The sequence below is a fragment of the Streptomyces sp. NPDC058051 genome (genome assembly GCF_042885475.1).
GTDB lineage: Bacteria > Actinomycetota > Actinomycetes > Streptomycetales > Streptomycetaceae > Streptomyces.
On the sequence record NZ_JBHVRW010000018.1, the window covers coordinates 142,010 to 165,310 of the forward strand.

The 23,301-nt window shown below is 69.7% G+C and carries 21 protein-coding genes; 10 read left to right on the plus strand and 11 right to left on the minus strand.

The window, feature by feature from the left end; translation table 11 throughout:
- The first annotated feature begins 3 nt into the window (after positions 1-3).
- Positions 4-663, plus strand: a complete 660-nt coding sequence (locus tag ACFVUT_RS26060; protein ID WP_389654374.1) for a VOC family protein — start codon at positions 4-6, stop codon at positions 661-663.
- On the opposite strand, the gene ACFVUT_RS26065 is transcribed toward ACFVUT_RS26060, so the two are convergent.
- The 4 genes from ACFVUT_RS26065 to ACFVUT_RS26080 all read right to left on the minus strand — a co-directional run bounded on the left by ACFVUT_RS26065 (position 647) and on the right by ACFVUT_RS26080 (position 4,433).
- Complete coding sequence (locus tag ACFVUT_RS26065) at positions 647-1,663, minus strand: LLM class F420-dependent oxidoreductase (protein WP_389654376.1); 1,017 nt, start codon at positions 1,661-1,663, stop codon at positions 647-649. The genes ACFVUT_RS26060 and ACFVUT_RS26065 overlap by 17 nt on opposite strands.
- Before the next feature lie 122 nt (positions 1,664-1,785).
- Entirely contained in the window at positions 1,786-2,631 is an 846-nt protein-coding gene (locus ACFVUT_RS26070; RefSeq protein WP_389654378.1) for a hypothetical protein, read from the minus strand.
- Between the two features lie 186 nt (positions 2,632-2,817).
- Complete coding sequence (locus ACFVUT_RS26075; RefSeq protein WP_389654380.1) at positions 2,818-3,759, minus strand: N-acetylmuramoyl-L-alanine amidase; 942 nt, start codon at positions 3,757-3,759, stop codon at positions 2,818-2,820.
- 86 nt (positions 3,760-3,845) lie between these two features.
- Entirely contained in the window at positions 3,846-4,433 is a 588-nt protein-coding gene (locus ACFVUT_RS26080) for a class I SAM-dependent methyltransferase (protein ID WP_389654426.1), read from the minus strand.
- Positions 4,434-4,675: 242 nt separating this feature from the next.
- On the opposite strand from ACFVUT_RS26080, the gene ACFVUT_RS26085 reads away from it, so the two are divergent.
- Complete coding sequence (locus tag ACFVUT_RS26085; RefSeq protein ID WP_389654382.1) at positions 4,676-5,659, plus strand: phosphotransferase family protein; 984 nt, start codon at positions 4,676-4,678, stop codon at positions 5,657-5,659.
- A 542-nt stretch (positions 5,660-6,201) separates the two neighbouring features.
- Here the strand turns inward: ACFVUT_RS26085 and ACFVUT_RS26090 are convergent.
- A complete protein-coding gene (locus ACFVUT_RS26090; protein WP_389654384.1) occupies positions 6,202-6,675 on the minus strand; it encodes a DUF6415 family natural product biosynthesis protein in 474 nt (157 codons plus the stop codon).
- Between the two features lie 293 nt (positions 6,676-6,968).
- Between ACFVUT_RS26090 and ACFVUT_RS26095 the strand changes: the two genes are divergently transcribed.
- The gene (locus ACFVUT_RS26095) at positions 6,969-7,853 is read left to right on the plus strand and encodes a helix-turn-helix domain-containing protein (RefSeq protein WP_389654386.1); all 885 of its coding nucleotides are present in this window, start codon (positions 6,969-6,971) and stop codon (positions 7,851-7,853) included.
- Positions 7,854-7,859: 6 nt separating this feature from the next.
- Positions 7,860-8,075, plus strand: a complete 216-nt coding sequence (locus tag ACFVUT_RS26100; protein WP_389654388.1) for a DUF397 domain-containing protein — start codon at positions 7,860-7,862, stop codon at positions 8,073-8,075.
- Between the two features lie 180 nt (positions 8,076-8,255).
- Here the strand turns inward: ACFVUT_RS26100 and ACFVUT_RS26105 are convergent, their stop codons facing one another.
- From ACFVUT_RS26105 to ACFVUT_RS26115, 3 genes are read right to left on the minus strand one after another with little or no spacing between them, the layout of a single operon-like run.
- The gene (locus tag ACFVUT_RS26105) at positions 8,256-9,584 is read right to left on the minus strand and encodes a M20/M25/M40 family metallo-hydrolase (protein WP_389654390.1); all 1,329 of its coding nucleotides are present in this window, start codon (positions 9,582-9,584) and stop codon (positions 8,256-8,258) included.
- Positions 9,581-10,969 carry a cytosine permease gene (locus ACFVUT_RS26110; protein ID WP_389654392.1) on the minus strand — a complete coding sequence of 463 codons (1,389 nt, stop codon included), beginning with the start codon at positions 10,967-10,969 and terminating at the stop codon, positions 9,581-9,583. The genes ACFVUT_RS26105 and ACFVUT_RS26110 overlap by 4 nt, the downstream gene beginning before the upstream one ends.
- Entirely contained in the window at positions 10,969-11,922 is a 954-nt protein-coding gene (locus tag ACFVUT_RS26115) for a DUF1177 domain-containing protein (RefSeq protein ID WP_389654394.1), read from the minus strand. The genes ACFVUT_RS26110 and ACFVUT_RS26115 overlap by 1 nt, the downstream gene beginning before the upstream one ends.
- A 151-nt stretch (positions 11,923-12,073) precedes the next feature.
- Here ACFVUT_RS26115 and ACFVUT_RS26120 point away from each other — a divergent pair, with 151 nt between their 5' ends.
- Both ACFVUT_RS26120 and pepE read left to right on the plus strand, forming a co-directional pair.
- The gene (locus tag ACFVUT_RS26120) at positions 12,074-12,904 is read left to right on the plus strand and encodes an IclR family transcriptional regulator (RefSeq protein ID WP_389654396.1); all 831 of its coding nucleotides are present in this window, start codon (positions 12,074-12,076) and stop codon (positions 12,902-12,904) included.
- Between the two features lie 128 nt (positions 12,905-13,032).
- Entirely contained in the window at positions 13,033-13,761 is a 729-nt protein-coding gene (pepE, locus tag ACFVUT_RS26125) for a dipeptidase PepE (protein WP_389654428.1), read from the plus strand.
- Here pepE and ACFVUT_RS26130 read toward each other — a convergent pair.
- The gene (locus tag ACFVUT_RS26130; RefSeq protein ID WP_389654398.1) at positions 13,724-15,526 is read right to left on the minus strand and encodes an MFS transporter; all 1,803 of its coding nucleotides are present in this window, start codon (positions 15,524-15,526) and stop codon (positions 13,724-13,726) included. The two genes, pepE and ACFVUT_RS26130, sit on opposite strands and share 38 nt — an antisense overlap.
- A 258-nt stretch (positions 15,527-15,784) precedes the next feature.
- Between ACFVUT_RS26130 and ACFVUT_RS26135 the strand changes: the two genes are divergently transcribed.
- Both ACFVUT_RS26135 and ACFVUT_RS26140 read left to right on the plus strand, forming a co-directional pair.
- The gene (locus ACFVUT_RS26135) at positions 15,785-17,965 is read left to right on the plus strand and encodes an acyl-CoA dehydrogenase (protein WP_389654400.1); all 2,181 of its coding nucleotides are present in this window, start codon (positions 15,785-15,787) and stop codon (positions 17,963-17,965) included.
- 137 nt (positions 17,966-18,102) lie between these two features.
- Positions 18,103-19,299 carry a lipid-transfer protein gene (locus ACFVUT_RS26140; RefSeq protein WP_389654430.1) on the plus strand — a complete coding sequence of 399 codons (1,197 nt, stop codon included), beginning with the start codon at positions 18,103-18,105 and terminating at the stop codon, positions 19,297-19,299.
- 102 nt (positions 19,300-19,401) lie between these two features.
- Here the strand turns inward: ACFVUT_RS26140 and ACFVUT_RS26145 are convergent, their stop codons facing one another.
- Entirely contained in the window at positions 19,402-20,700 is a 1,299-nt protein-coding gene (locus tag ACFVUT_RS26145; RefSeq protein WP_389654402.1) for a hypothetical protein, read from the minus strand.
- Positions 20,701-20,968: 268 nt separating this feature from the next.
- Between ACFVUT_RS26145 and ACFVUT_RS26150 the strand changes: the two genes are divergently transcribed.
- Both ACFVUT_RS26150 and ACFVUT_RS26155 read left to right on the plus strand, forming a co-directional pair.
- Entirely contained in the window at positions 20,969-22,438 is a 1,470-nt protein-coding gene (locus ACFVUT_RS26150) for a DHA2 family efflux MFS transporter permease subunit (protein WP_389654404.1), read from the plus strand.
- Complete coding sequence (locus ACFVUT_RS26155) at positions 22,435-22,728, plus strand: hypothetical protein (protein ID WP_389654432.1); 294 nt, start codon at positions 22,435-22,437, stop codon at positions 22,726-22,728. Before ACFVUT_RS26150 ends, ACFVUT_RS26155 begins: the two co-directional genes overlap by 4 nt.
- Here the strand turns inward: ACFVUT_RS26155 and ACFVUT_RS26160 are convergent.
- A complete protein-coding gene (locus ACFVUT_RS26160) occupies positions 22,650-23,087 on the minus strand; it encodes an Imm1 family immunity protein (protein WP_389654406.1) in 438 nt (145 codons plus the stop codon). The two genes, ACFVUT_RS26155 and ACFVUT_RS26160, sit on opposite strands and share 79 nt — an antisense overlap.
- Positions 23,088-23,301 lie beyond the last annotated feature (214 nt).

A 23,301-nucleotide genomic window follows, 5' to 3' on the forward strand; every position in this document is an offset into this window, starting at 1 on the left:
CCCATGACGGCCACAAGCGTGCGAGGCATCGACCACATCGGGGTCACGGTCCCCGACCTGGAGACCGCCACTCTCTTCCTCGTCCGGGCGTTCGGTGCGGAGGTGCTGTACGACGCCCTGCGACGCCAGGAAGGCCCGCACGGCGGACCGGACGTCGAACGACGCCTCGGCGTCCCGGCGGGCACCCAGCAGTTGGCGATCAGGATGCTGGCCCTTCCCTGCGACGGTCCGGGCATCGAGCTGTTCGAGTTCGAGGGCCCGCGCCGCGAACCCCCGGTGCTGCCCTGCGACTTCGGCTGGCAGCACCTGGCGCTCTACGCCGACGACCTGGACGCAGCGGTGCGGGACTGTGTGGCCGCCGGGGCCTCCCTGCTCGCCGAGGCACAGCCGCTGCCGGGCCCCGAAGCGGGGGAGCGCAACCGGTTCGCGTACTTGCGTACCCCGTGGGGCAGCACCCTGGAACTCCTGACGTACCCCGACCTCCAGCCCTGGGAACGCACCGCGTCACGACGGCGCGTACGGCCCGCACCGGTCGGCACCGGCGCCTGGCCGACGGACCCGGACCGGCCGCGACACCAGGTGTGCTGTCCGGCGGATCCTGCTGCGGTCGCGCCGGGCCGTGGATGCGGGACGGCCAGTAGCGCCCCTACCGGCACTGGTTGAGCTCCGCGAGCACCCGCAGGGTGTGCGGGTCCGGTGCTGTCACCAGCAGGTCGGTCACCGGTCCCTTGCGCCACAACTCCAGCCGTTCCGCGACCCGTTGCCGCGGGCCGACGAGCGAGATCTCATCGGCGAACGCGTCCGGAACGGCCATCACCGCCTCCTCCTTGCGCCCTTCGAGGAACAGCCGCTGGATCCGCCGCGCCTCCTCCTCGAACCCCATCCGCGCCATCAGATCGGCATGGAAGTTACGGGCCGCGTGCCCCATTCCCCCGATGTAGAAGCCGAGCATCGCCTTCACCGGCAGCAGCCCCTCGGCGACATCGTCACAGATCCGCGCACGGGCCATCGGCGCGATCATGAAACCGTCCGGCAGGTCCGTGAGCGACGCCTCGTACACATCCGTGCGCAGGGGTGACCAGTACAGCGGCAGCCAGCCGTCGGCGATCCTCGTCGTCTGCGCGATGTTCTTCGGCCCCTCCGCCCCGAGCAGCACGGGCAGCCGGGAGCGCAGCGGATGGGTGATCGGCTTCAGCGGTTTGCCCAGGCCGGTGGCGTCCGGACCGCGGTACGGGTGGGAGTGGAAGCGCCCGTCCAGCTCGACGGGGGACTCGCGGCGGAGCACCTGACGGATGACGTCGACGTACTCGCGGGTCGCGGTCAGCGGACTGCCCGGGAACGGCCGCCCGTACCAGCCCTCCACCACCTGCGGGCCCGACAGCCCCAGGCCGAGCATCATCCGGCCGCCGGAGAGATGGTCCAGGGTCAGGGCGTGCATGGCGGTCGCCGTCGGGGTGCGCGCCGCCATCTGCGCGATGCCGGTGCCCAGCCGGATACGAGAGGTGTGCGCGGCGATCCAGGTCAGCGGGGTGAACGCGTCGGAGCCCCAGGCCTCCGCCGTCCACACCGATGCGTACCCGAGACGCTCCGCCTCCCGGGCCAGCTCCAGATGGGCGGGGTTCGGGCCGCGGCCCCAGTAACCGAGTGCGAGTCCGAGCCGCATTCCGTTGCCTCCCCAGCATTCTGACGAAACGTCAGATCATTGGCGCACGGACGGAGAGTACGGCAGCGGCCCCCCGCCCGGAAGGGGCGGGGGGCCGCTGTTCGTGCTGCGGAAGCGTGGGCTCAGCCGCGCTGGATGCCCGTGGTGTCCTGGAGCACACCGCGACGGCCGTCCTGCGTCTGGGCGATGAGGCCCTGACCGCGCTGCTCCACCGCGAGGTACCAGGTGCCGGGCGCCAGCTCGGCGATCGGCGACGGCGAACCGTCCTCCCCGTACAGCGGGCGGGCCACCGGCACCGCGAACCAGAACGGTGTGAAGTCACCGGACGGCGCACCGGCCGCCGCCTGGGCCGTCTGCGGATCCGGCTGACCGGGCTGCGGCTGACCGGGCTGGGGCTGACCGGGCTGGGGCTGCGCACCGTACGGCTGCGGCTGACCCGGCTGTGCGCCGTACGGCTGCTGCTGGGCGCCGGGGTAGCCGTAACCCTGGCCCGGCTGCTGCTGGCCGCCGTACGGCGACTGCACGGCCTGCGGACGCGGGGCGCCCGCCAGCGGGGCCTTGAGCGCGGGAACCAGCGGAGTGGCGACCGCGCCACCCGCGAGCACGATGGTGGCGAGCATGCCGAGGATCATTCCGGCGCCCGCGTCGCTGGCGTCGATGGTCGTCCAGAAGGCCGTCCACAGGGCGAAGACGCAGAAGGCGGCCCCGAACTGGCCGAGGTCGAGGCCCAGGACCTTGCGGCTCGGCATGGCGCGGCCCACAACGACCAGCGCCGCGCCGATGATGCCGGCCAGGAACACGCTCATGAGGATCCCGAGCGCGTCCCAGGCGTTCGGGGCGTTGTAGCTGGAGCAGTTGAGACCCGCAGGGCAGTCGAAGCCGGAGAGGTCGAGGAAAGAGGCGATGAACAGCACCACCGCTGCTCCGATCACCACGCCGTCGCCTCGAGTGAGGGAGCGGATATTCACGTGAAAGTCCTTCGTCGATCGTTTCGTCGGGGCGGTCGTCGCTGCCACCGGTAGGGCGGGCACGGCGTGAAGCTCGGGGGCGGCTCCCCATCGTAAGGATGAATCTATCGTCTGCCCGGACTACGCGTGTCCCCGCCCGGGTTCTGGACGTACTTCCCCCCAATTTCGCCTCAGAACCACCTCTTGCTACCCCTTGAGGTAGCTGCTGATGCCGTCGGCAATGCCCTGTGCCGCCTTCTGGCGCCAGTTGGCGCTGGTGAGCAGGGCAGCGTCCTTCGGATCACGCATATTGCCGCATTCGATGAACACTTTGGGCACGGTCGACAAATTCAGTCCGCCCAGATCCTTGCGGATGTCCAATCCGGAGTTGCCGCCTACATAATTGGAAGGAGCACTTCCGGTATTGCGGACGAAGAGACCGGCGATCCGGGTGCCGAGATCGCGCGACGGTTCGACGATCTTCGAGGTGTCCGCCGCTCCTCCCTTCACCAGCGCGGGCAGGATCACATGGAAGCCGCGGTTGCCGACGGCGGAACCGTCCGCGTGCACCGAGACCACCGCATCGGCCTTGGCCTCGTTGCCGATCCGGGCCCGCTCGTCCACGCACGGCCCGTACGCGCGGTCGTTGTCGTACGTCAGCACGACCTTCGCGCCCTGCGCCTTCAGGAGTTCTCGCAGCCGGTGCGACACGTCCAGGGTGAACCGGGCTTCCGCGTAACCGGAGTTGGTCGAGGTGCCGGTGGTGTCGCACTCCTTGTGCGCGGTGCCGATGTCCACCTGGCGGTTGATCTCGCGGGTGTGCAGACGGTTGTTCGGGTTGTGGCCGGGATCGATGACGACGGTCTTCCCGGACAGAGGCCCCGAGCCCCGGCCGCTCGCGGACTCCGTGGGCCTCGCGGGCGCGGTGGGGGACGCGGACGTCTTCTCCGGTGCCGCGGCGCTCGTCGACGGCGAGGCCGGGGGCGGCGCGGCGGAGGTGGCGTCGCCGCCCTGCCGGGGCACAGCCAGCGGCCCGCCGCCGTCGTCCGCGCCGCAGCCCGCGGCACTCAGACACACGGCTGCGAGCGCGGCGGTGGCGAGCAGGAGCCGGCGGCGCGGGGTGGGGGGAACGCTCTCGTCGTACGGCACCCCGCGATGCTATCGGGGCGCTCGGACCACCCGGCCCGAACGCCCGTACCCGCCGCGGACCGGCTTCCTCCGCACCCGGCGCCCGCTCAGATCCCCGTCCCCGTGCGCCGCAGCACTCTGAGCGAATCCGTCACCGAGACCTCGGTGAACGCGCCCGAGGCCAGTGCCCGCAGGTAGACGCGGTACGGGGCCTGGCCGCCGTGCGCGGGGTCCGGGAACACATCGTGGATCACCAGCAGGCCGCCCTCGGCCACATGCGGCGCCCACCCCTCGTAGTCACCGTTCGCGTGCTCGTCGGTGTGTCCGCCGTCGATGAAGACGAAGCCGAGCTTCCCGCCCCACACGGCCGCGACCTGCGGAGACCGTCCGACCAGTGCCACGACGTGGTCTTCGAGACCCGCCGCGTGCAGGGTCCTGCGGAACGTCGGCAGCGTGTCCATCCGGCCGACCTCCGGATCCACCACGGTCGGGTCGTGGTACTCCCAGCCGGGCTGCTGCTCCTCGCTGCCGCGGTGGTGGTCGACGGTCAGAGCCGTCACCCCGGCCGTCCGGGCGACCTCGGCGAGCAGGAGGGTGGAGCGCCCGCAGTACGTCCCGACCTCAAGGAGCGGCAGCCCCAGCGAGGCGGCCTCGACCGCGGCCCGGTACAGCGCGAGCCCTTCGACCACCGGCATGAAGCCCTTGGCGGCCTGGAAGGCGGCGAGAATCTCGGGCTTGGGCTCGGCGGGCACGGGTTCCTCCTGGTGGGGGCGGTATTTACGGGGTACGCGTTCGACGGCGCCCCATCGTGCCGTACGCCCCGGCCGAGGGCGTCGGCGGGGCAGGAGTGATTCACCGGCCCTGTGACAGCGGCGCCTCCACACACCGTTGGCGAATGCGGTCCACGGGATGCGTTCGCCGGCAATAGCCTGCCTCCATGGTTACAAGCGGGGTGGGTGACGGCATCGGCGCGGATCATGAAGGTCAGGGCTGGGGAGCCACGCGCTCCTGGGTGGAGAAGCGGCTGTCCGAGGCGGAGCACGTCGACAAGGTTGTGCGGCTGCGTGGCGGCTGGACGTCGGAGATGCTTCGGCTGGACATCTGCGGTCCGGGCGGCCGGCGCTCGCTCGTCCTGCGGTCCTTCGTCAAGCCGTTCTTCGTTCGGCATGCGGACGGCCTGCTGAAACGTGAGGCGACCATCCTGCGCATGCTCGGTGACACGGATGTGCCCGCGCCCACGTTGGCGGCAGTGGACGCGACGGCCCAGTACTGCGACCACCCGTCCTTGCTGATGTCCCTGCTGCCAGGGGCCGTGTGCCTGAGCGATCAGGGGGCTGACGACCGTGCCGAACTGCTGGCCCGGCAGCTGGTGTACATCCATCAGCTGCCGGTGACCGCAGAACAACGGCCTCGTACGTATCAGGCGTGGGCTTCTCCCGAGCGCGTGACTCCGCCCGAAGACACCGAGCGGCGCGCACTCTGGGATCGGGCTGTTGATGTGATTCGCCGCAAGCCTCCGGACTACCAAGGCTGCTTCCTGCACCGGGACTTCCATCCCGGAAACGTCCTCTACGAAGGCACCGGAGATGCTCTTCGGATCAGCGGTGTCGTCGACTGGGTGGAGACCTCCTGGGGGCCCGCCGACCTGGACGTGGCCCACTGCTCGACGGCCCTCGCCCTCCTGCACGGTGTTCCCGCAGGCATGCGGTTCGCCGACCGCTACGTCGCCGCGGGAGGGACCTTGGCCGACGTTCGCGCCGCCCATCTCCATTGGCGACTGCTGGACGCGTTGGGATTCGCCCCGGATGCGGAGAAGGTCGCTGTCCCCTGGCGCGATCTGGGCCGCGTCGATCTGACAGCCGGTGTGCTGACCCAGAGGCTGGAGGGATACATCCAGGCTCTTTTTGACCGCTATGCCTGAAACTCCATCGCTGGGGCACACGCTTACGAGCAGGAGTTCCGCTCGGTGGGCCGGAGAGCTGCCAGGTGAGCAAGGCGCGTACGGACCCGGGCGGTTTCGATCCACCAAGCGTTGAGGCGAGGAAAGTTCATGGCAGTCATCGCCTCGTCCGCCTCTTGAACCCCTACGGGCTCTCACAGTCGATGTGCCGGTAAATCGTGGTTGGGCCTCTGGACGCCCGCTCGATTTCACCGCGGTGGCAACGCTCAAGCGTCGCGATCGGTTTCAGGCACGCAGGGCACGTTTCTCCTGGGGGAGCGAACGTTGTGTATTCCCACTGCCGCGCGTCCGTGCGGGGCTCTTCCATGTGCCTGCGGCCCTTCCTCTCGGCCGGTGCCGGCCGGCGGCCCTTGCCGGGCTCATGTCCGGGGGCGGTGGTTAGTGCGCCTACCAGGTCGTGAACTTCGGGCACTGGTTGATGTGTCACCGCGACACCGCCGCGACCAGCGAGCCGTCGAGGACGGTGAGGCAGATGATGTACGCGAGCTGTCGGGGGAGTTCGGTCACGTCCCCATCCCGTCATCGGTGGGCATCGCCTTGGGTTCCGCTGCGGAGCCGACGAGGGACGGACGGGCCCTGCCCTGTTCGTCGCTATCGGCTGTCTCCGTCCGTTTGTGGTGCTCCGTGACCAGCCAGCGCAGCATCCGGGCGAGGTCGCGCAGGTGCTGGTAGGCGTTGAAAACGAGGGTGTCGTCCCCCGGTGCGGAGGCGAGGAGTTGGTCAACCTCCCATTGAGCGGCGCGTGTTGCTGGGGTCTGTACGAGGTTAATGACCTCTTCGGCGAAGAGGCTGACGCGTCCTCGTAGTTCGGCCGTCCACGCATCGATCTCCCGACGTGTGACGGTGCCGAGTCGGATTCGGAGGGCGTCATCAGCGGCTTGACCCGCAGTTTCGATGTCCAAGGGGAGGTCGGCGACGTGGGGGACGTCGGCCGTTTTGGTCGGTTCCGACGGCCGAATCGGCGTGGGGTCTGTCATGGAGGACTCCTGACCCTGTGGGGGTGTGGGGCTCGGGGCGCACACGCGTGGCGTTCTCAGGCCGATCGGTCGCCTGGTGCGCTCATCTGGCAACTGACAGTAAGAGTTGCATCGAAACGGCTACGGTTGGAACCGATACAGCAGAATTCTGCTGACAAGTTTTCGCGTGAACTTCCACGACCGGCATGCGAGTTTGCGCGGGAATCCGCCCCTTCTGCTGTGGCGCAGAACGTTTCTTGCCGAGTCGGGACTTTCTCCGTCACACTGGGTTACGTGCAGTGAAAGGACGTCGCATGACGCTGGACATAGAGTCGGCAACGCCAGCTCTCTGCCGCCTTCAACTGGGCAGCGAACTCCGTCAGTTACGCCTCACCACCGGCTTGAAATCCACTCAGGTGGTCAAGCAACTCATCTGGAGTCCGTCCAAACTCACCCGGCTGGAGTCAGGAGAGAACGCCTCCGTCGAGACGAGTGACGTGATGGCTCTGTGCGAGATCTACGGCGCCGACCGGGAGAAGCGCGCATTGCTCGTGGGGTATGCGGCAGTCACCAAGACCAAGCAGGACTGGTGGCAGTCGCCGGAGTATCGACCAGTCATCGGGCCCCAGTTCAAGGCGTTCCTCGGTCTGGAAGCGACAGCGAGCGTGCTTCAGACGTACGAGTCGGAGTTCGTGCCCGGACTGCTCCAGACCGAGGCATACGTCCGAGTCATCCACCAGCGGGCTCATCAAGGTCTTGGCGCGGATGAGGTGGACAAGCTCGTCGCGGTGCGCGTGACGCGGCAGGAGGTGCTGCGCCGGGACGTGGCCCCGCTCAAATTCTCGGCCATCGTCAACGAGGCCGTCCTGCGCAGGCAGGTGGGTTCACGGACCGTCATGCGCGATCAGCTCCGCCATATCGCCGAGTTGGCGGACTCGATGCCGAACGTACGAGTGCAGGTCATTCCCTTCAAGCTGGGTGCGCACTCCGGGATGAACGGGCCATTCGTCGTCCTGCACTTCCCGGACCGAGCGGTCCTCAAGCCGATCGTCTACTTGGAGAACTTGGCAGACGCGTGGGTCACAAGGCGCGAGGACAGCGTTGAGCGCTACGACGAGGCGTTCACCGACCTATCCGCACTTGCTCCTGGACCACAGGAGTCCTTGAGTATGATCCAGACGGCAATCAAGGAGCTATGAACATCCATGAGCATCACGGCTGAGACCCCACGTGGAGCCGACTGGTTCAAGTCGAGCTACAGCAATGACCAGGGCGGCAACTGTGTCGAGGGTGCCCGGCTCGGCGGGCGCCGGATGGCTGTCCGGGACTCCAAGGATCCGGAGCAGGGCGTCTGTGTCTTCCCTGCCGCCGCCTGGCTCGCGTTCGTTGATGAGGTCAAGGCCGGCGACGCGGCTGCCTGAGGACTCTTGAACGAAGGTCCCTGCCAGGAGTGGGCGGGGACCTTCGTCACTTCGGCGGCCCGGTCCGTACGCGCCGCGGGTGGTGCACCGAAAGGCCGTACGCCCCGGCCGAGGGCGTCGGCGGGGGCGTACGAGGGGCGTGCCCGGGTCGGGCTTTCGGGTGGGGCTGTGAGGGGGAGGTCAGCAGCTCTGCCAGAGGCGGGTCATGACGCGGACGCCGAAGCGCAGGCCCTCCAGCGGGACGCGTTCGTCCACGCCGTGGAAGAGGCGGCCGTAGTCCAGGTCGTGCGGGAGCTTGAGGCCCTTGAAGCCGAAGCAGCGGATGCCGAGGTGGGTGAACGCCTTGGCGTCGGTGCCGCCGGGGTTGCAGTACGGGACGGGGTGGCCGTCCGGGTCCTCGGCGCGTACGGCCGCGCACATGGCGTCGACCAGCGGGCCGTCGAACGTCGTCTCCAGCGCGATGTCGTGGTTGACCCACTCGCGGGTGACCGAGGGGAGGAGAAGCCGGTCGATGGTGTCGATCAGCTCCTGCTCGTGGCCGGGCAGGAAGCGGCCGTCCACCCGGGCGGTCGCCTTCCCCGGGATGACGTTGGTCTGGTAGCCGGCGCTGAACATGGTGGGGTTCGCCGAGTTGCGGAGCACCACCTGCATGAAGTCGGAGACCGGGCCCAGCCGGGCGAGGCTGCCCTCGATGTCGTTCTCGTCGAACTCGACACCGTAGAGGCGGGCGGCCTCTTCGAGCAGGGCGCGCACCGGTTCGATCAGACGGATCGGGAAGGTCTCGCGGCCGATCCGGGTCAGCGACTCGGCGAGGTCGGTGACGGCGTTCTCGTCGTTGGGGGACGAGCCGTGGCCGGCCCGGCCGGTGGCGGTGAGCTCCATCCAGGCCATGCCGCGCTGGGCGTTCTCGATCGGGTACAGGCGGCGGGTGTCGTCCAGCGCGAAGGAGAAGCCGCCCCCCTCGCCGATCGCCTCGGTGACCCCGGCGAAGAGCTCCGGCCGGTGCTCGACCAGCCAGTGGGCGCCGAACTTCCCGCCCGCCTCCTCGTCGGCGAGGAAGGCGAGGACCAGGTCGCGCGACGGCTTGGTGCCGGTGCGGGCGTAGTGGCGGGCGGTGGCCAGCATGACGGCCACCGTGTCCTTCATGTCGATCGCGCCGCGGCCCCACAGATAGCCGTCGCGGATCTCGCCGGAGAACGGCGGGACCTGCCACTCGGAGGCGTCGGCGGGCACCACGTCCAGATGGCCGTGGACCAGGAGGGCCCCGCGTCCGGGGTCGCTGCCCGCGATGCGGGCGATGACATTGGCGCGGCCCGGGGCGGACTCGACCAGTTCGGAGCCGATGCCCACCTCGGCGAGGCGGCCCACCACCCAGTCGGCGCACGCGCGCTCGTCACTGGTGGGGTTGGAGGTGTCGAACCTGATGAGTTCGGCGCAGAGCTCGATGACCTCGTCCTGGGCCAGGTCGGAGGCCGGGGCGAGCGGGGCGGTGGGGTCGGGGGTCGTCATGCTGCTCCCACAGGGGTTGTCGCGCGGGCGGCGGGGGCGGCGGTGTCCTCGTCGTCCAGGGTGGAGGTGCCGTACGGCTTCACCCAGCCCAGCAGGCCGAGGACGCAGTACAGGACGAAGGCGGTGCCCAGCGAGTTCAGGGCCGGAATGCCCCCGTCGAAGAACTTGCCGACACAGAACGCCGCGATCCAGATGGCTATGGACATCGGCACCCAGGTGGGCGAGGACGTCGGCAGGCTCTCGGACTCCCGGGTCTCGTCCAGCGGCTTGCGCATCCGCTTCACGACCCAGTACTCGGCCACGATGATGCCGCCGATCGGCGGGATCGCGACGCCCAGGATGGAGAGGAACTCGGTGAAGTGGGTCATGATCCCGACCGCCGACAGGACCGTGCCCGCGATGCCGAGGGCGATCGTGACCGCGCCGCGGTGCAGCCGCTTGCCGAAGACGACCTGGAAGAAGTTGACGACGCCGAGCGAGGAGCCGTACAGGTTCCAGTCGTTGATCTTCGCGGTGGACATCAGGACCACGATCACGCCGAAGGCGCCGGAGGTGGAGAGCACGATGTGCGACACCTCGCTGCTCTTCACCAGGTGGCCGAGCAGTACACCGGTCAGGCCGACGATGTACTCGGAGAGGATCATCGACGAGGCGCTCTGCAGGAAGACGTGCGAGCCCTTCCGGTTGTACCGGGTCATCTCCGGGGACACGATCGCGCCGGTCATGTAGCCGCCCGCGATGGCGGTGGCGGCGACGGCGAGCGGGATCGTCTGACCGGGAGGCGGCGAGTGGATCAGCTCGCTGAGCGAGTGGTCCTTCAGCGTGGAGACGACCGACCAGGCGACCATCGCGAAGAAGAGCGGCGTGACGATCTTGGCGAAGACGGCCATGTACCTGAAGCCGAAGATCACCAGGGCGGTGATGGCGATGCCCGCCAGCACGCACCACATCCAGGACGGGCCGCCGACCAGCGCCGAGACGCTGTTGCCGAAGATCGTGTTCTGGACACCGAACCAGCCGACCAGGCTGACCGCGATGACGAAGCTGACGAGTGCCGATCCGTTGCGGCCGAAGCCGACCCAGCGGGTCAGCATCGGCGTCGCCAGACCCTCGCGCATCCCGGCCAGGCCGATCGCGAAGATCACGATCTCCAGGATCACCGCGCCGAGCGTGAAGGCGAGAAAGGCATTCCCGAAGGTCATGCCGACACCGATGGTGGCGCCGAGGGTGAACTGCGAGATCGAGCCGGACTGGGCCAGCCACTGGAGCAGCATCGACCAGAAGCCGAACCGCTTGTCGCGCGGGACACGGGAGAGCGCGTAGTCGTCGCTGCCGATGCTCTTCGCCTCGGGGGCCACGGCTTCGGCCTGCGGGGTGGCTGCCATCAGGACTCCTGGGGTGTACGGCCGAAGGTCTGCAGGTGAGCCAGCGACCCGTAGCGGTTGACGAGGTTGTCGAACTCCACCGCGTCGTGGAAGTCCAGGTGGCCGCTGCCGTAGGCCTTGGCGACCTCCACGGCGTAGCGGGCGGCGGACGCGATGTCGCTCTCGTGACTCGCGCCCGTACCGCAGCCCGGCACCGCGGCGGCCGAGGTGATGGCCAGGCCGACGACCGGGGCGGCCGTGGCGGTGGAGGGCTGCAGGATCGAATTGATGTGATGTGCACCGTTACCGTACGGCGTGATGTCCTGCGTGGTCACCGGGTACGTGACCAACGGCTCACCGGTCACCACGGCCAGCAGCTCGCCGAGCTGCTCGGCGACCCGGAGCACCCAGCCCTCCTTGACGGTGGGCGAAAGGGCGAGGCCCTTGTGGTTGATGATCCGGTTGCCCTTGGTGGTGTCGATGGAGAGCACGGCCTCCATCTCACCCGTCACCTCGTGGCGGTTCATGGTGGCGATGTCCACGGGGGAGCCCATGAACGGCACCGGGTCGTGCGGCTCGGTCGGCGCGTTCGGGCAGATGTGGGTGGCGACGATCACATCGCCGGGCAGCACGTCGCCGCGGCGGCGCATGTCGAGCAGCTTGGCCGCGGTGGCGATCGCGGCGACCGCCCCGTCGGCGTCGGAGACCATGCCGGTGACCTCCGGCCGGGCACCGATGCCGCCGAGCCGGCCCACCACGCCCAGCGTGCGCGCGGCGCCCCCGGACGTACGCCCTTGCGCACCCGGGATGCGGACCATCACGAAGTCCGTCGAGCCCCGCTCGCCGGCGACCGTGGTGACCTGCGCCGACGCACCCTCGGCCCCGCTCACGGAGTCGAGGTACTCGGCGACCGTCTTGCCATTGACCTGGGGATCGTCCAGAAGATCGACGACATCCAGTACGTACTTCAACATGGGGGGCCTTTCTCGCTCATCCGGCCACCCGGGCCGGCGCTCGACCAGGGGAAGCGCGGGGCGGGGTGGTGAGGCAACATTCGGGATCGGATAGCGTTGAGCGCAACTGTTTCCCGTTATTTGCAATTCAGGTCTGAATGGTGAGATGACGATGGCGGACTTCGATCTGGACCGGCGCACGCCCGCCGGGGCGCTGCAAACCGTCGACCGGGCACTCCTCGTGCTGCTCGCCTTCGAGCGGACCCGGCCCGACTGGGGTGTCACCGAAGTCGCCGAGGAGTTCGGCTGGGACACCTCGGTGGCCCAACGACTGCTCGCCACCCTCGCCGGCCGGGGCTTCCTGGTCTCCGACCCGGCCACCCGCCGCTACCGCATCGGCCCCGCCGTGCTGCGCCTGGGCAGGCTCTGGGAGCGTTCCGGATCGCTGGAGCTGCTGGCCGGGCCGGTCCTGGAGGAGTTGCGCCGGGTCACCGGCGACACCGTCCTGTTCTGTCTGCCGGACAGCTTCCACATGCGGTGTGTCGCCGCGGAGGAAGGGGTGGCCGGGCCGCTGCGGTACTACCCGCTGGTCGGCGAGCTGTACCCGGCGCATGCCGGGGCGACCAGCAAGTCGTACTACGCGTATCTGCCCGACGAGCAGCGCCACCGGCTCTTCCGGGGCCGCCCGATGGCCCGGTTCACCGACCGGACCGTCACCGACCCGGACCGTCTGGAGGAGGAGTTCCTGAAGGTCCGCGCCCAGGGGTACGCCTGGACGGTCGGCGAGTACGACACCGGTGTCGCGACCGTCGCCGTACCGGTCTTCCTCGGGCGCGAACCGTACGGGAGCCTCAGCCTCGGCGGCGCCGAGGAACTGTTCCGCGGGGCGCCCGAGGACCGGCTCGACGCCCTGCGCCACGCGGCCCAACTGCTGGAGCGGCGGCTCACCCAGCCTCCGCAGCGCCCGAAACCCCGCGCCCGTCGGCCCCGTACCGACCAGTGATCGTGAAGAGAACCGACCGGCAATGAGTGATCCGGAAGAGAACGGTCCGGCCAAGAGCGTTCCGGAAGAGAACACCGATGCCCCGGAAGGGGAACACCGATGACCCGGAAGAGAACCAAGAGGAACCTGTGAATCTGCTGCTGCTCTCCAACTCCACCCAGTACGGCCGCGGTTATCTGGAACACGCGCTCGACACCGTCACCGGCTTCCTGCCCTCCGGCGCCCGGCTGGCCTTCGTCCCCTACGCGCTCGCCGACTACACCGGGTACACCGCACGCGTCCGCGACGCCCTCGCGCCGTGCGGCATCGACGTCCGCGGAGTCCATGAGAACGCCGACCCGGTCGCCGAACTCGGCGCCTCCGACGCCGTGTTCATCGGCGGCGGCAACTCCTTCCGGCTGCTGAGCGCCCTGTACCGGACCGGTCTGCGGGACGCCGTGACCGAGGCGGTACGCGGCGGGCTGCCGTACATGGGGGCCAGCGCCGGGACGAACATGGCGGCGCCCACCCTCCGGACCACCAACGACATGCCCATCGTGCAGCCGCCGTCCTTCGAGACGCTCGGCCTCGTCCCGTTCCAGATCAACCCGCACTATCTGGACCCGGACCCGCAGAGCACGCACAAGGGCGAGACCCGCGAGGAGCGGCTCACCGAATTCCTGGAGGAGAACGACGTGCCGGTGCTCGGCCTGCGCGAGGGTTCGTGGCTGCGGGTCAAGGGGCGCCAGGCCCGGGTGCGGGGCGCCCGCCCCGCACGGCTGTTCACCCGCGGCGCGCTGCCGCAGGAACTGCCGGCGGGGTCGGACGTCTCTCATCTGCTCACGACGGCACCGCGGTTCGACGCTCCGGTGCGCTGACCGTCAGGACCAGATCGGTTTCGACCGGCAGCCCGCCTCCCGGGTAGGCCGCCGGGTAGGCGCGCGGCGCGTACCCGGCGGCCGATCCGGCCAGCACGTAGGTGCCGCCGGACGGGGCGGCCAGCATGTAGCGGCCGTCCTCGTCCGCGACGGTGAGACCGGCCTGCCGGCCCCGGCGGTCGATCAGTGTGACGTTGGCGCGGGCCACCGGCGTACCGTCCGCGTCCAGCACCCGGCCGCGGAAGCCGCCCGAGCCGGTGACGGGCCGGGACGCGGAGAGCGCGGGGGGCGCCACGCCGTCGCTGCTCGCCAGCAGCGTCGGACGCATCGCGGCGCGCTGCGACGGCAGGAACGCGGCCAGCACCAGCCCGACCACCACCGCGCCCGTCGCGATCAGGAACGAGGTGCGGAACCCTTCCATCGAGGGCACGGCCACCCCGCCCGTCCGCACCGCGGTGTTCGCCAGCACCATGCCGATCACGGCACTCGACACCGAGGTGCCGATCGACCGCATCAGGGTGTTCAGACCGTTGGCCGCGCCCGTCTCGGACGGGTCGACGGCCCCGATGATCAGTGCGGGCAGCGAGGAGTACGCGAGCCCGATACCGGCCCCGAGCACCACCGCGATCACGATCGTCTGCCAGGCGGCGCTCATCAGCCCGAGCCCGGCCCCGTATCCGACCGCGATGATCAGCATGCCGAGCATCAGCGACACCTTGGGGCCGCGGCGGGCGGACAGCCGGGCGTACAGCGGGGCGACGAACATCATCGTCAGGCCGAGCGGCGCCACGCACAGTCCGGCGACCACCATCGACTGCCCGAGGCCGTATCCCGTGGACGCCGGCAGCTGGAGCAGCTGCGGCAGGACCAGGGAGACGGCGTAGAAGGCGACCCCGACCATGATCGAGGTGAGGTTGGTGAGCAGCACCTCGCGCCGGGCCGTGGTCCGCAGATCGACCAGCGGTGCGGCACTGCGCAGCTCGAAGAGGCCCCAGAGGACGAGAATCGCCAGGGCCGCGGCGATCAGACCGAGCGTGGTGCCCGAGGTCCAGCCCCAGTCACTGCCCTTGGTGATGGGCAGCAGCAGGCAGACCAGTCCGAGCGAGAGTCCGAGCGCGCCGATGAGGTCGAACCGTCCGGGGGCGCGCAGCGTGGTCTCCGGTACGACGCGGACGGTGAGTGCCATCGACAGCACACCGAGACCGGCCGCCCCGAAGAACAGGGTGTGCCAGTCGGAGTGCTGGGCGATCAGCGCGGAGGCGGGCAGCGCGAGCCCGCCGCCCACTCCGATCGACGAACTCATCAGCGCCATCGCCGAGCCGAGCCGCTCGCGCGGCAGCTCGTCGCGCATGATGCCGATGCCCAGCGGAATGGCGCCCATGGCGAAGCCCTGGAGCGCACGCCCCGCGATCATGACGACGAGAGCGTCGGTGAAGGCGCATATCAGGGAACCGACCACCATCACGGCGAGGCTGGCGAGCAGCATCTTCCGCTTGCCGTAGAGATCGCCGAGGCGCCCCATGATCGGGGTGGCCACGGCACCCGCGAGCAGGGTCGAGGTCATCACCCAGGTCGCGTTGGACGGATCGGTGTGGAGAAGGGCGGGCAGATCCTTGATGACGGGGACGAGCAGGGTCTGCATCACCGCGACGGTGATGCCCGCGAAGGCGAGTACGGGGACGACCCCGCCGGCCGCCTTGCGCGGGTGCGGATCGGGGAGATCGGGGAGTTCGCCGGCGTGCTGTTCGTTCGTCGTCTGTGGCATACGTGCGGCCTCCGGGCGGCGTGATCGAGGGTCTGAAGAGGCGTGCGGTTCCTGGTGCGGGCAGCACCGACCGCCAAGTGTGTGCAGGGTGAACCTTCCGCATGCCCGGGGTATTCCGGTGAACGCGGTGCGAACAGGACGCGGCCGTACGCCGGTGCCGGGAATGTGCCGTCATCCGACCGTCAACCGACCTTCCATCAGAATGAAACGTGTTCTACTCTTGCGCCGTTCCAGTGGCTGCGACCGGCGAGGATCCGCATGGGCATCGGAATCACCGAAGAACAGAGGGAGTTGGCGCAGGCTGTACGGGGCAGTCTGGCGCGCGCCGTGCCGCCGGAGGAAGTGCGCAAACTGCTCGACGGGGAAGCCCTTGGTGCCCCCGGCGTGCGCCCCGGCTACTGGGACGGGCTCGCGCACCAAGGTCTCCTCTCCCTCCATCTGCCCGAGGAGTACGGAGGCGGGGGCGGCCGGCTCCTCGATCTGGCCGTGGTCCTGGAGGAGGCGGGACGGGCCGCGTTCCCCGGCCCGTATCTCGCGAGCGCTCTCGCCTCCGCCGTCCTGCATGCGTCCGGGGCCGGCGAAGCGGTACGCGACCTCGCGGCCGGCACGCGCATCGGCGCCGTCGCCCTCGGCCCCGGCACCCTCACCGCCGTGGAACACGGGGACGGCCATCTGCTCGACGGCACGGCCCCGCCCGTCCTCTCCGGCGCCGTTGCCGACCTCTTTCTGCTCCCCGCCGAATCGGCCGCCGGCACCCTCTGGTTCGCCGTCGACGCCGCCGCCGAGGGGCTGACCGTCCGCCCGCACCGCAGCGTCGACCCGACGCGCCCCACGGCCGGGATCCGCGCCGAGGGCGTACACGTCCCGGCGGAACGCGTACTGCGGACCGACAGCACACACGTCCGCGACCTCGCCGCCGTCCTCTTCTCCGCCGAGGCATGCGGAACCGCGGCCCGGACCCTGGAGATCGCCGCCCGGCACGCCAAGGTCCGCGAGCAGTTCGGCCGCCCCATCGGACAGTTCCAGGCCATCAAGCACCTCTGCGCCGACATGCTCGTACGGGTCGAGCGGGCCCGCGCGCTGGTGTGGGACGCGGCCCGTGCCGCCGACGAGGAGCAGGACCCGGACGTACGGTCCCTGGCCGCCGCACTCGCCGCGTCCACCGCCCTCGACGCCGCGTACGACTGCGCCAAGGACTGCGTCCAGATCCTCGGCGGCATCGGCTTCACCTGGGAGCACGACGCGCACCTGTACCTGCGCCGGGCCCTGGTGGCACGGCAGTTGATGGGGGCCGGTGACGCCCACCGGCTGCGGGCCGTCCGGCTGGCCGGCGGCGGCGCGCGTCGCGAACTCGTCCTCGAACTCCCCGCCGAGGCCGCCGCCCACCGCGCCGAGGCGCGCACGGCCGCGGCCGCCGCACGAGACCTCGGCCCGAAGGCCGCCCGCCGCGCCCTCGCACCGACCGGCTACGCCGCTCCGCACCTCCCCGCCCCCTACGGACTCGGCGCGGGGCCCGTCCAACAGCTGGCTGTACAGCAGGAGTTGAAGGACCAGGGGGTGAAGCTGAGCGACCTGGGGATCGCCACCTGGGTGATCCCCTCGCTCCTCGCCCACGGGACGGCCGAGCAGCAGGACCGCTACCTGCTGCCGACGCTGCGCGGTGACCTCCTCTGGTGCCAGCTGTTCTCCGAACCCGGAGCGGGCTCCGACCTCGCCTCGCTGCGGACGAGGGCGGAGCGGACCGGCGAGGGCTGGCGGATCAACGGGCAGAAGGTGTGGACGAGCGCCGCCCGGACGGCCGACCACGGGATCCTGCTGGCCAGGACCGATCCCGACGCCCCCAAGCACCAGGGGATCGGCTACTTCCTCGTCGACATGAAGCACACCGAGGGCATCGACATCCGCCCGCTGAAGGAGATCACCGGCGACTCCCTCTTCAACGAGGTGTACTTCGACGACGTCCTGCTGCCCGCCGACGCCCTCGTCGGGAAGGCCGAAGACGGCTGGCGGGTCGCCCGCCACACGCTGGGCAACGAACGCGTCCACATGGCCGACCAGATGACCTTCGACACCGGTCTGGAGGCCCTGATCGCCCGCGCCGGCGCACTCGACGCCACGTACCGGGCCCGCATCGGGGCACTCGCCGCCGAGGCCCACGCACTCGCCTGCATCGGGCTGCGGACCACCCTGCGGCAGGTGTCCGGACTCGAACCGGGCGCGGGCGCCTCCGTCCGCAAACTCGTCCAGACCGCCCACCAGCAGAAGGTCGCCGAACTGGCCCTCGAACTCCTCGGCCCGGCCGGCGCGGTCGCCGAAGGGGCGGGAGAGCGGGCCGTGCACGGATTCCTGATGTCCCGCTGCCTGACCATCGCGGGCGGCACCACCCAGGTTCAGCTCAATGTCGTCGCCGAGCGCATCCTCGGCCTCCCGCGCGACTGAAGGGACTCTTCATGAAGCCCGCGAAACCCACGCAGCCCGCGAAACCCACGCAGCCCCCGCAGCCTCCGCAGTCGATGAGGCCCACGAGGCCGATGACGTCCCTGACATCCATGAAGCCCATGAAGCCGTTGAAGCTCATGAGGGCGTACATCGTCGGTGTCGGAATGACGAAGTTCGAGAAACCCGAGACACGCGACTGGCAGTACTGGGACATGGCGAAGGAGGCCGGGACAGCGGCGCTCACCGATGCCTCCGTCACGTACGAGCAGATCCAGCAGGCTGCCGTCGGCTACTGCTTCCAGGCGTCCACCGCGGGTCAGCGCGCCGTCTACGGACTCGGCCTGACCGGCGTACCGGTCTACAACGTCAACAACAACTGCGCCACCGGCTCCACCGCGCTGATGATGGCCCGGCAGTTCGTCGAGGGCGGCGGCAGCGACTGCGTCCTCGCGCTCGGCTTCGAGAAGATGACGCGCGGCGCGCTCGGTGGCACGGGCGGGGACGGCGGCGCGGCGGACTTCGCGACCTCGCCCGTCGCCCGGCACTACGGAATCATGGCCGCCGCCCACGGCTTCGAGATGAGCCCGCCCACCGCCCAGATCTTCGGCAACGCGGCCCGTGAACACATGGAGCGGTACGGGACGACCGAGGCACAACTCGCCGCGGTCGGCGCCAAGAACCACCGGCACTCGGTGAACAACCCGTACGCCCAGTTCCAGGACCCGTACACGGTCGAGGAGATCCTGGCCGCGAAGACCATCCACCGCCCGCTGACCAAGCTCCAGTGCTCACCCACCTCCGACGGCTCGGCCGCCGCCGTCGTCGCGTCGGAACGCTTCGTCGAGCGTCACGGTCTGGGCGACCGGGCGGTCGAGATCGTCGCCCAGGCCATGACCACCGACACCGAGGACTCCTTCGCCTCCGGGACCTGTATCGACGCCGTGGGACAGCCGATGTCGCGGGCCGCCGCACACCAGGTGTACGCGGCCTCGGGACTCTCGGCCGCCGACCTCGACGTCATCGAACTGCACGACTGCTTCTCCATCAACGAACTCCTCACCTACGAGGCGCTCGGGCTGTGCGGCGAGGGAGAGTCCGGGAAGCTCGTCGAGTCCGGGGCGACCACGTACGGCGGCAGGTGGGTGGTCAACCCGTCCGGCGGGCTGATCTCCAAGGGACACCCCCTCGGTGCCACCGGAATCGCCCAGGCCGCCGAACTCACCTGGCAGCTCCGGGGAGAGGCGCGGGGCAGGCAGGTGGAGGGCGCCCGGGTCGGCCTGGCGCACAACATCGGGCTCGGCGGGGCGGCGGTGGTGACCCTGCTGCGGCGTTGACACTTCGGCGTTCTGCCTGGTCCACGGGGCCGGGTCGACGGGGCCGGACCGAGTAGTCCGTCGGCTTACGACGCAGCCGTGAGGGCCCCGTTCGTAAGCGGATCAGTCACGGGGCTCATGTTCGTCCGAGCGCGCCCGCCGCCTGTGCCCCTTGTAGTCGGGACGGCCGCTGTCGCCCTTCCGCTCCGTGCCGCCCAGCCACAGTTCGGGCGCCCACTTCCCGCAGGCCGCCGCCACGAGATGCTGCCCGGAGCCCGGCGCCAGGTCGACGCGGTACACCAGGCGGGACAGCGCCGAATCCACCGGCTGCCCGGGTTCCGCCGACTCCGCCGACTCCGCCGACTCCGCCGACTCCGGCGGTGCCACCTCCCGGACGTACGGCCAGAGCATCCACGCGTCCCGGTCGACGGGTTCGCGGGGCGTGAGTTCGAGGGTCCAGCCGGGCGGGTAGTGGTACAGCCCCACGCCGGCGAGCGATGACCAGGGCACCAGGGCGCTGTCCGAGCGCAGGCCATCGGCGAACCGGACCCCGGCCCGCTCGACGGACACCACGCGCCTGCGCTTGCGCCACACCCTCGGGAACAGACGCCCGATGGCTGTGACGGCGGCTGTCGCGACGAGTGCCGCGGTCGCCGTCCGCACCGCGTCCTGCACTCCGCTCACCTCGTCGGGCAGCAGCACGTACGCGATCCCTGCTGCGGCCGGCCCCAAGCCGCACAGAATGCCCAGACCGGGCACGAAGTGCCGCCGTCCCCGGAACGCGACGACCCGGTCCGGGGCGTCCACCGGCAGGAACGTGACCAGCTCGGCCACGTGGTCGGGCGGTGGCTTGTGCGCATAGCCGTCCGGTTGCTTCTCGTGGCCGCACCACAGCCCCGGTGCCCAGCGCAGCACCGCCTGCTCGTACAGGGCGACGTTGCCGACGATCTCGAAGCGGTAGCGCAGCCGGGGCGCACCGGGCCGGAGCGGATCGTGGTCCCGGACCAGCCGCCCGAGGACGGGGCTGCCCGGGACGATCTCGTCCGACGGGCAGAGTTCGATGGTGCTGGTGCGTCCGCCCTCGCTGCTCTCCGACCAGTAGACACCGACGCCCGCCAGCGACCCCCACGGCACCACCGCCACCTCGTCGTCACGCAGCAGCCAGAAGCCGGTGGCGTCGAAGGCGGCGCCGAAGCGGCGCTTGCGCCACGACGAGGCGAACACCATCGGCGCGCAGACGAGCAACAGCGCTCCGGTGAGGACCAGGAACCACCGGGGTCCTTCGGGTGTGATGACGACAACCGAGAACAGGGTTCCGGCGGTGACCAGCATGGCTGTCATCACCATGAGCATGGAGAACATTTTCCGTCGCCCGTACCGGATCACCGTGGAGTCCTGGGACGGGCCGGACGCGTCGGACATCACCGCAGGATCCTAACCAGCTTCCCGTTCAGCGGGGGGCGGGTCGACGATCCGGCATCGAGCGACCGACCGAACGTGCCTCAACCACCCCGAGCGGCGGAGCGGGAACGCCACCCGGTGCGACAGAACGGTGCTGCCCCGCGACGCAGCCATCACCCCTGCCTCACTTCTGATGCGGGCGTGACACCTCGGCGACGGTTCCTACGGCCTTGGACCGAGCAGGGATCGGCCCGAATACCGATGTACCGGGCGCAGGGGGACTGCGAGTATGGCCGACATGGTTGACGTCACGGCACCCGCATCTCTGCGACAGAAGCCCAGGATCCGCACCTGGGCTGCGGTGCTCGCCGCCTGTGTCGGTCAGTTCCTCGTCGTGCTCGACGTGTCCGTCGTCAACGTCGCCCTGCCGTCCATGCGTTCCGACCTCGGGATGAGCGCCGCCGGGCTGCAATGGGTGCTCAACGCCTACGCGATCGCCTTCGCCGGATTCATGCTGCTCGGCGGGCGCGCCGCCGACATCTACGGACGCAAGCGGATGTTCCTCATCGGTCTCGGTGTGTTCACCGCGGCCTCCCTGGCCGCCGGCCTCGCGCAGGAGGGCTGGCAACTGCTGGCCGCCCGCGCCGCACAGGGGATCGGTGCCGCCGTGCTCGCCCCCGCCACCCTCACCCTGCTCACCACCACCGTCCCCGAGGGCCCGGCCAGGACGAAGGCGATCGGCACCTGGATGGCCGTCGGCGCGGGCGGTGGCGCGGCCGGTGGGCTGGTCGGCGGGGTGCTCACCGATCTGCTCTCCTGGCGCTGGGTCCTCCTGATCAATGTGCCGGTCGGTGTAGTCGTCCTGGCCGGTGCCGCGGTCTGGCTCGCCGAGGGCCGGGCGGGCGAGCGGCGGCGGATCGACTTCCTGGGCGCGGTTCTCGTCACGTCGGGCCTCGCCTCGGTCTCGTACGGTGTCGTACAGACCGAGGCGTCGGGCTGGACCGCTGCCGCGACCCTGGTGCCGCTGCTCGGCGGGGTGGCTCTGCTGAGCGCCTTCGTGGTGGTGGAGTCCCGGACCGCGGAGCCGCTGATGCCGCTCAGGGTGCTCGGGGCGCGGGCGGTGACATCGGCGAACGCGGCCATGTTCGTGATCGGATCCGCGACGTTCTCCATGTGGTACTTCATGACCGTGTACGCCCAGACAGTGCTGGGGTACACCCCGCTGGAGGCCGGACTCGCCCTGCTGCCCACGTCGTTGGCTGTCGTCCTCGGCTCGAAGTGCGCACCCCGGGCCATGGCCCGGGTCGGCGCGAAGAACCTGGCACTCATCGGTACGGCCGTCGCTGCCGCGGGCTTCGGCTGGCAGTCCACGATGGGCGTCGACGGCTCGTACCTCACCTCGGTCTGTCTGCCCGGCGTCCTGATGATGGCGGGTGCGGGGCTGGCCTCCACACCGCTGGCCTCCCTCGCCGTCACCGGCGCGGCCCCCGGCGAGGCCGGTCTCGTCTCCGGTCTCGTCAACACCTCCCGCACGATGGGCGGTGCACTCGGTCTCGCCGTGCTCTCCACCGTCGCCGCCGCACGCACCGCGGGCGGCACCGGGCTCCAGGAACTCACCGCCGGGTACGCGCTGGCGTTCCGGACGGCCGGCGCGGTGCTGCTGGCCGGACTGCTGCTGATGGCGCTCTGGCTGCCGCGCCACCGGCCCGCCGGACAATCGCCGCCTGGAACACCGACCCGAAGCCCTACGTTTGGATGAAGACCGCCGACGAAATCCTTAAACGCCTCGCCGGCTATCTGAACAGAATTCCAGACTCAGAACACGAGGAGGAGTTCGACCTGCCGCCCGGTCACCACGTTCCCGGCGACCAGGCCGACCGCGGCGACCGCAACCTCATGATCGACGTACAGCAAGTTGCATCAGCTCATGATGCACTCCCGCTTCACCCGATAGAAGGGCAAGTGAGCGATTACCAGATTTCCGGCTCCTGCCACTGGGTGCACGTCGGACGCTGCCCTCCGGAAGAAAGGAATTCCTTTGCAGCCTGACGCACCAGAGCAAGGGGGATTTCTGCCGTGGCGGGAAACTCGGTCGGATTCTCTGCGACAAAGTAGGCAACCTCCCCTCCAGTATTTCCCGAAGAGTCGAGCGAGACGAAGTTCTTCTCGTCCATGAAGCTCAGAACCCCCACCTTTCGTTTCCCGTCGACGCCAACCCTGAACTCGTGATCTGGAAATCCTGACGGTAGAAGCTCACGCTCCGAACTATGCAGAACAGCCGAATTCTCGAACTCAGAGCCCGCAGTAAGGGCGTCGATCAGTGCATCGATATCCTCAGGGGTTCGAACTATCAACGGTTCATCCGCATGCTGTGCACAGTAGTACACCTGAACCCTATTGTGAGTCACTTTCCACCCATCCCTACTATTTCATTTCCACAGGTCCGCGACGTGTAGCCGCCTTGCCCATTCGGCCAGTGCGCCGCGAGTTCCCTGTTGTTCAGCATTTGATTAAGCATCTGACACTAAGAGCTCATAACACGATCTTGCTGAAACGTCCTGGTGGGCCGTAACCGGTGTGATGATTCGGCCGTTCGAGAAGGTGTGGGTACTCGACCGTGGA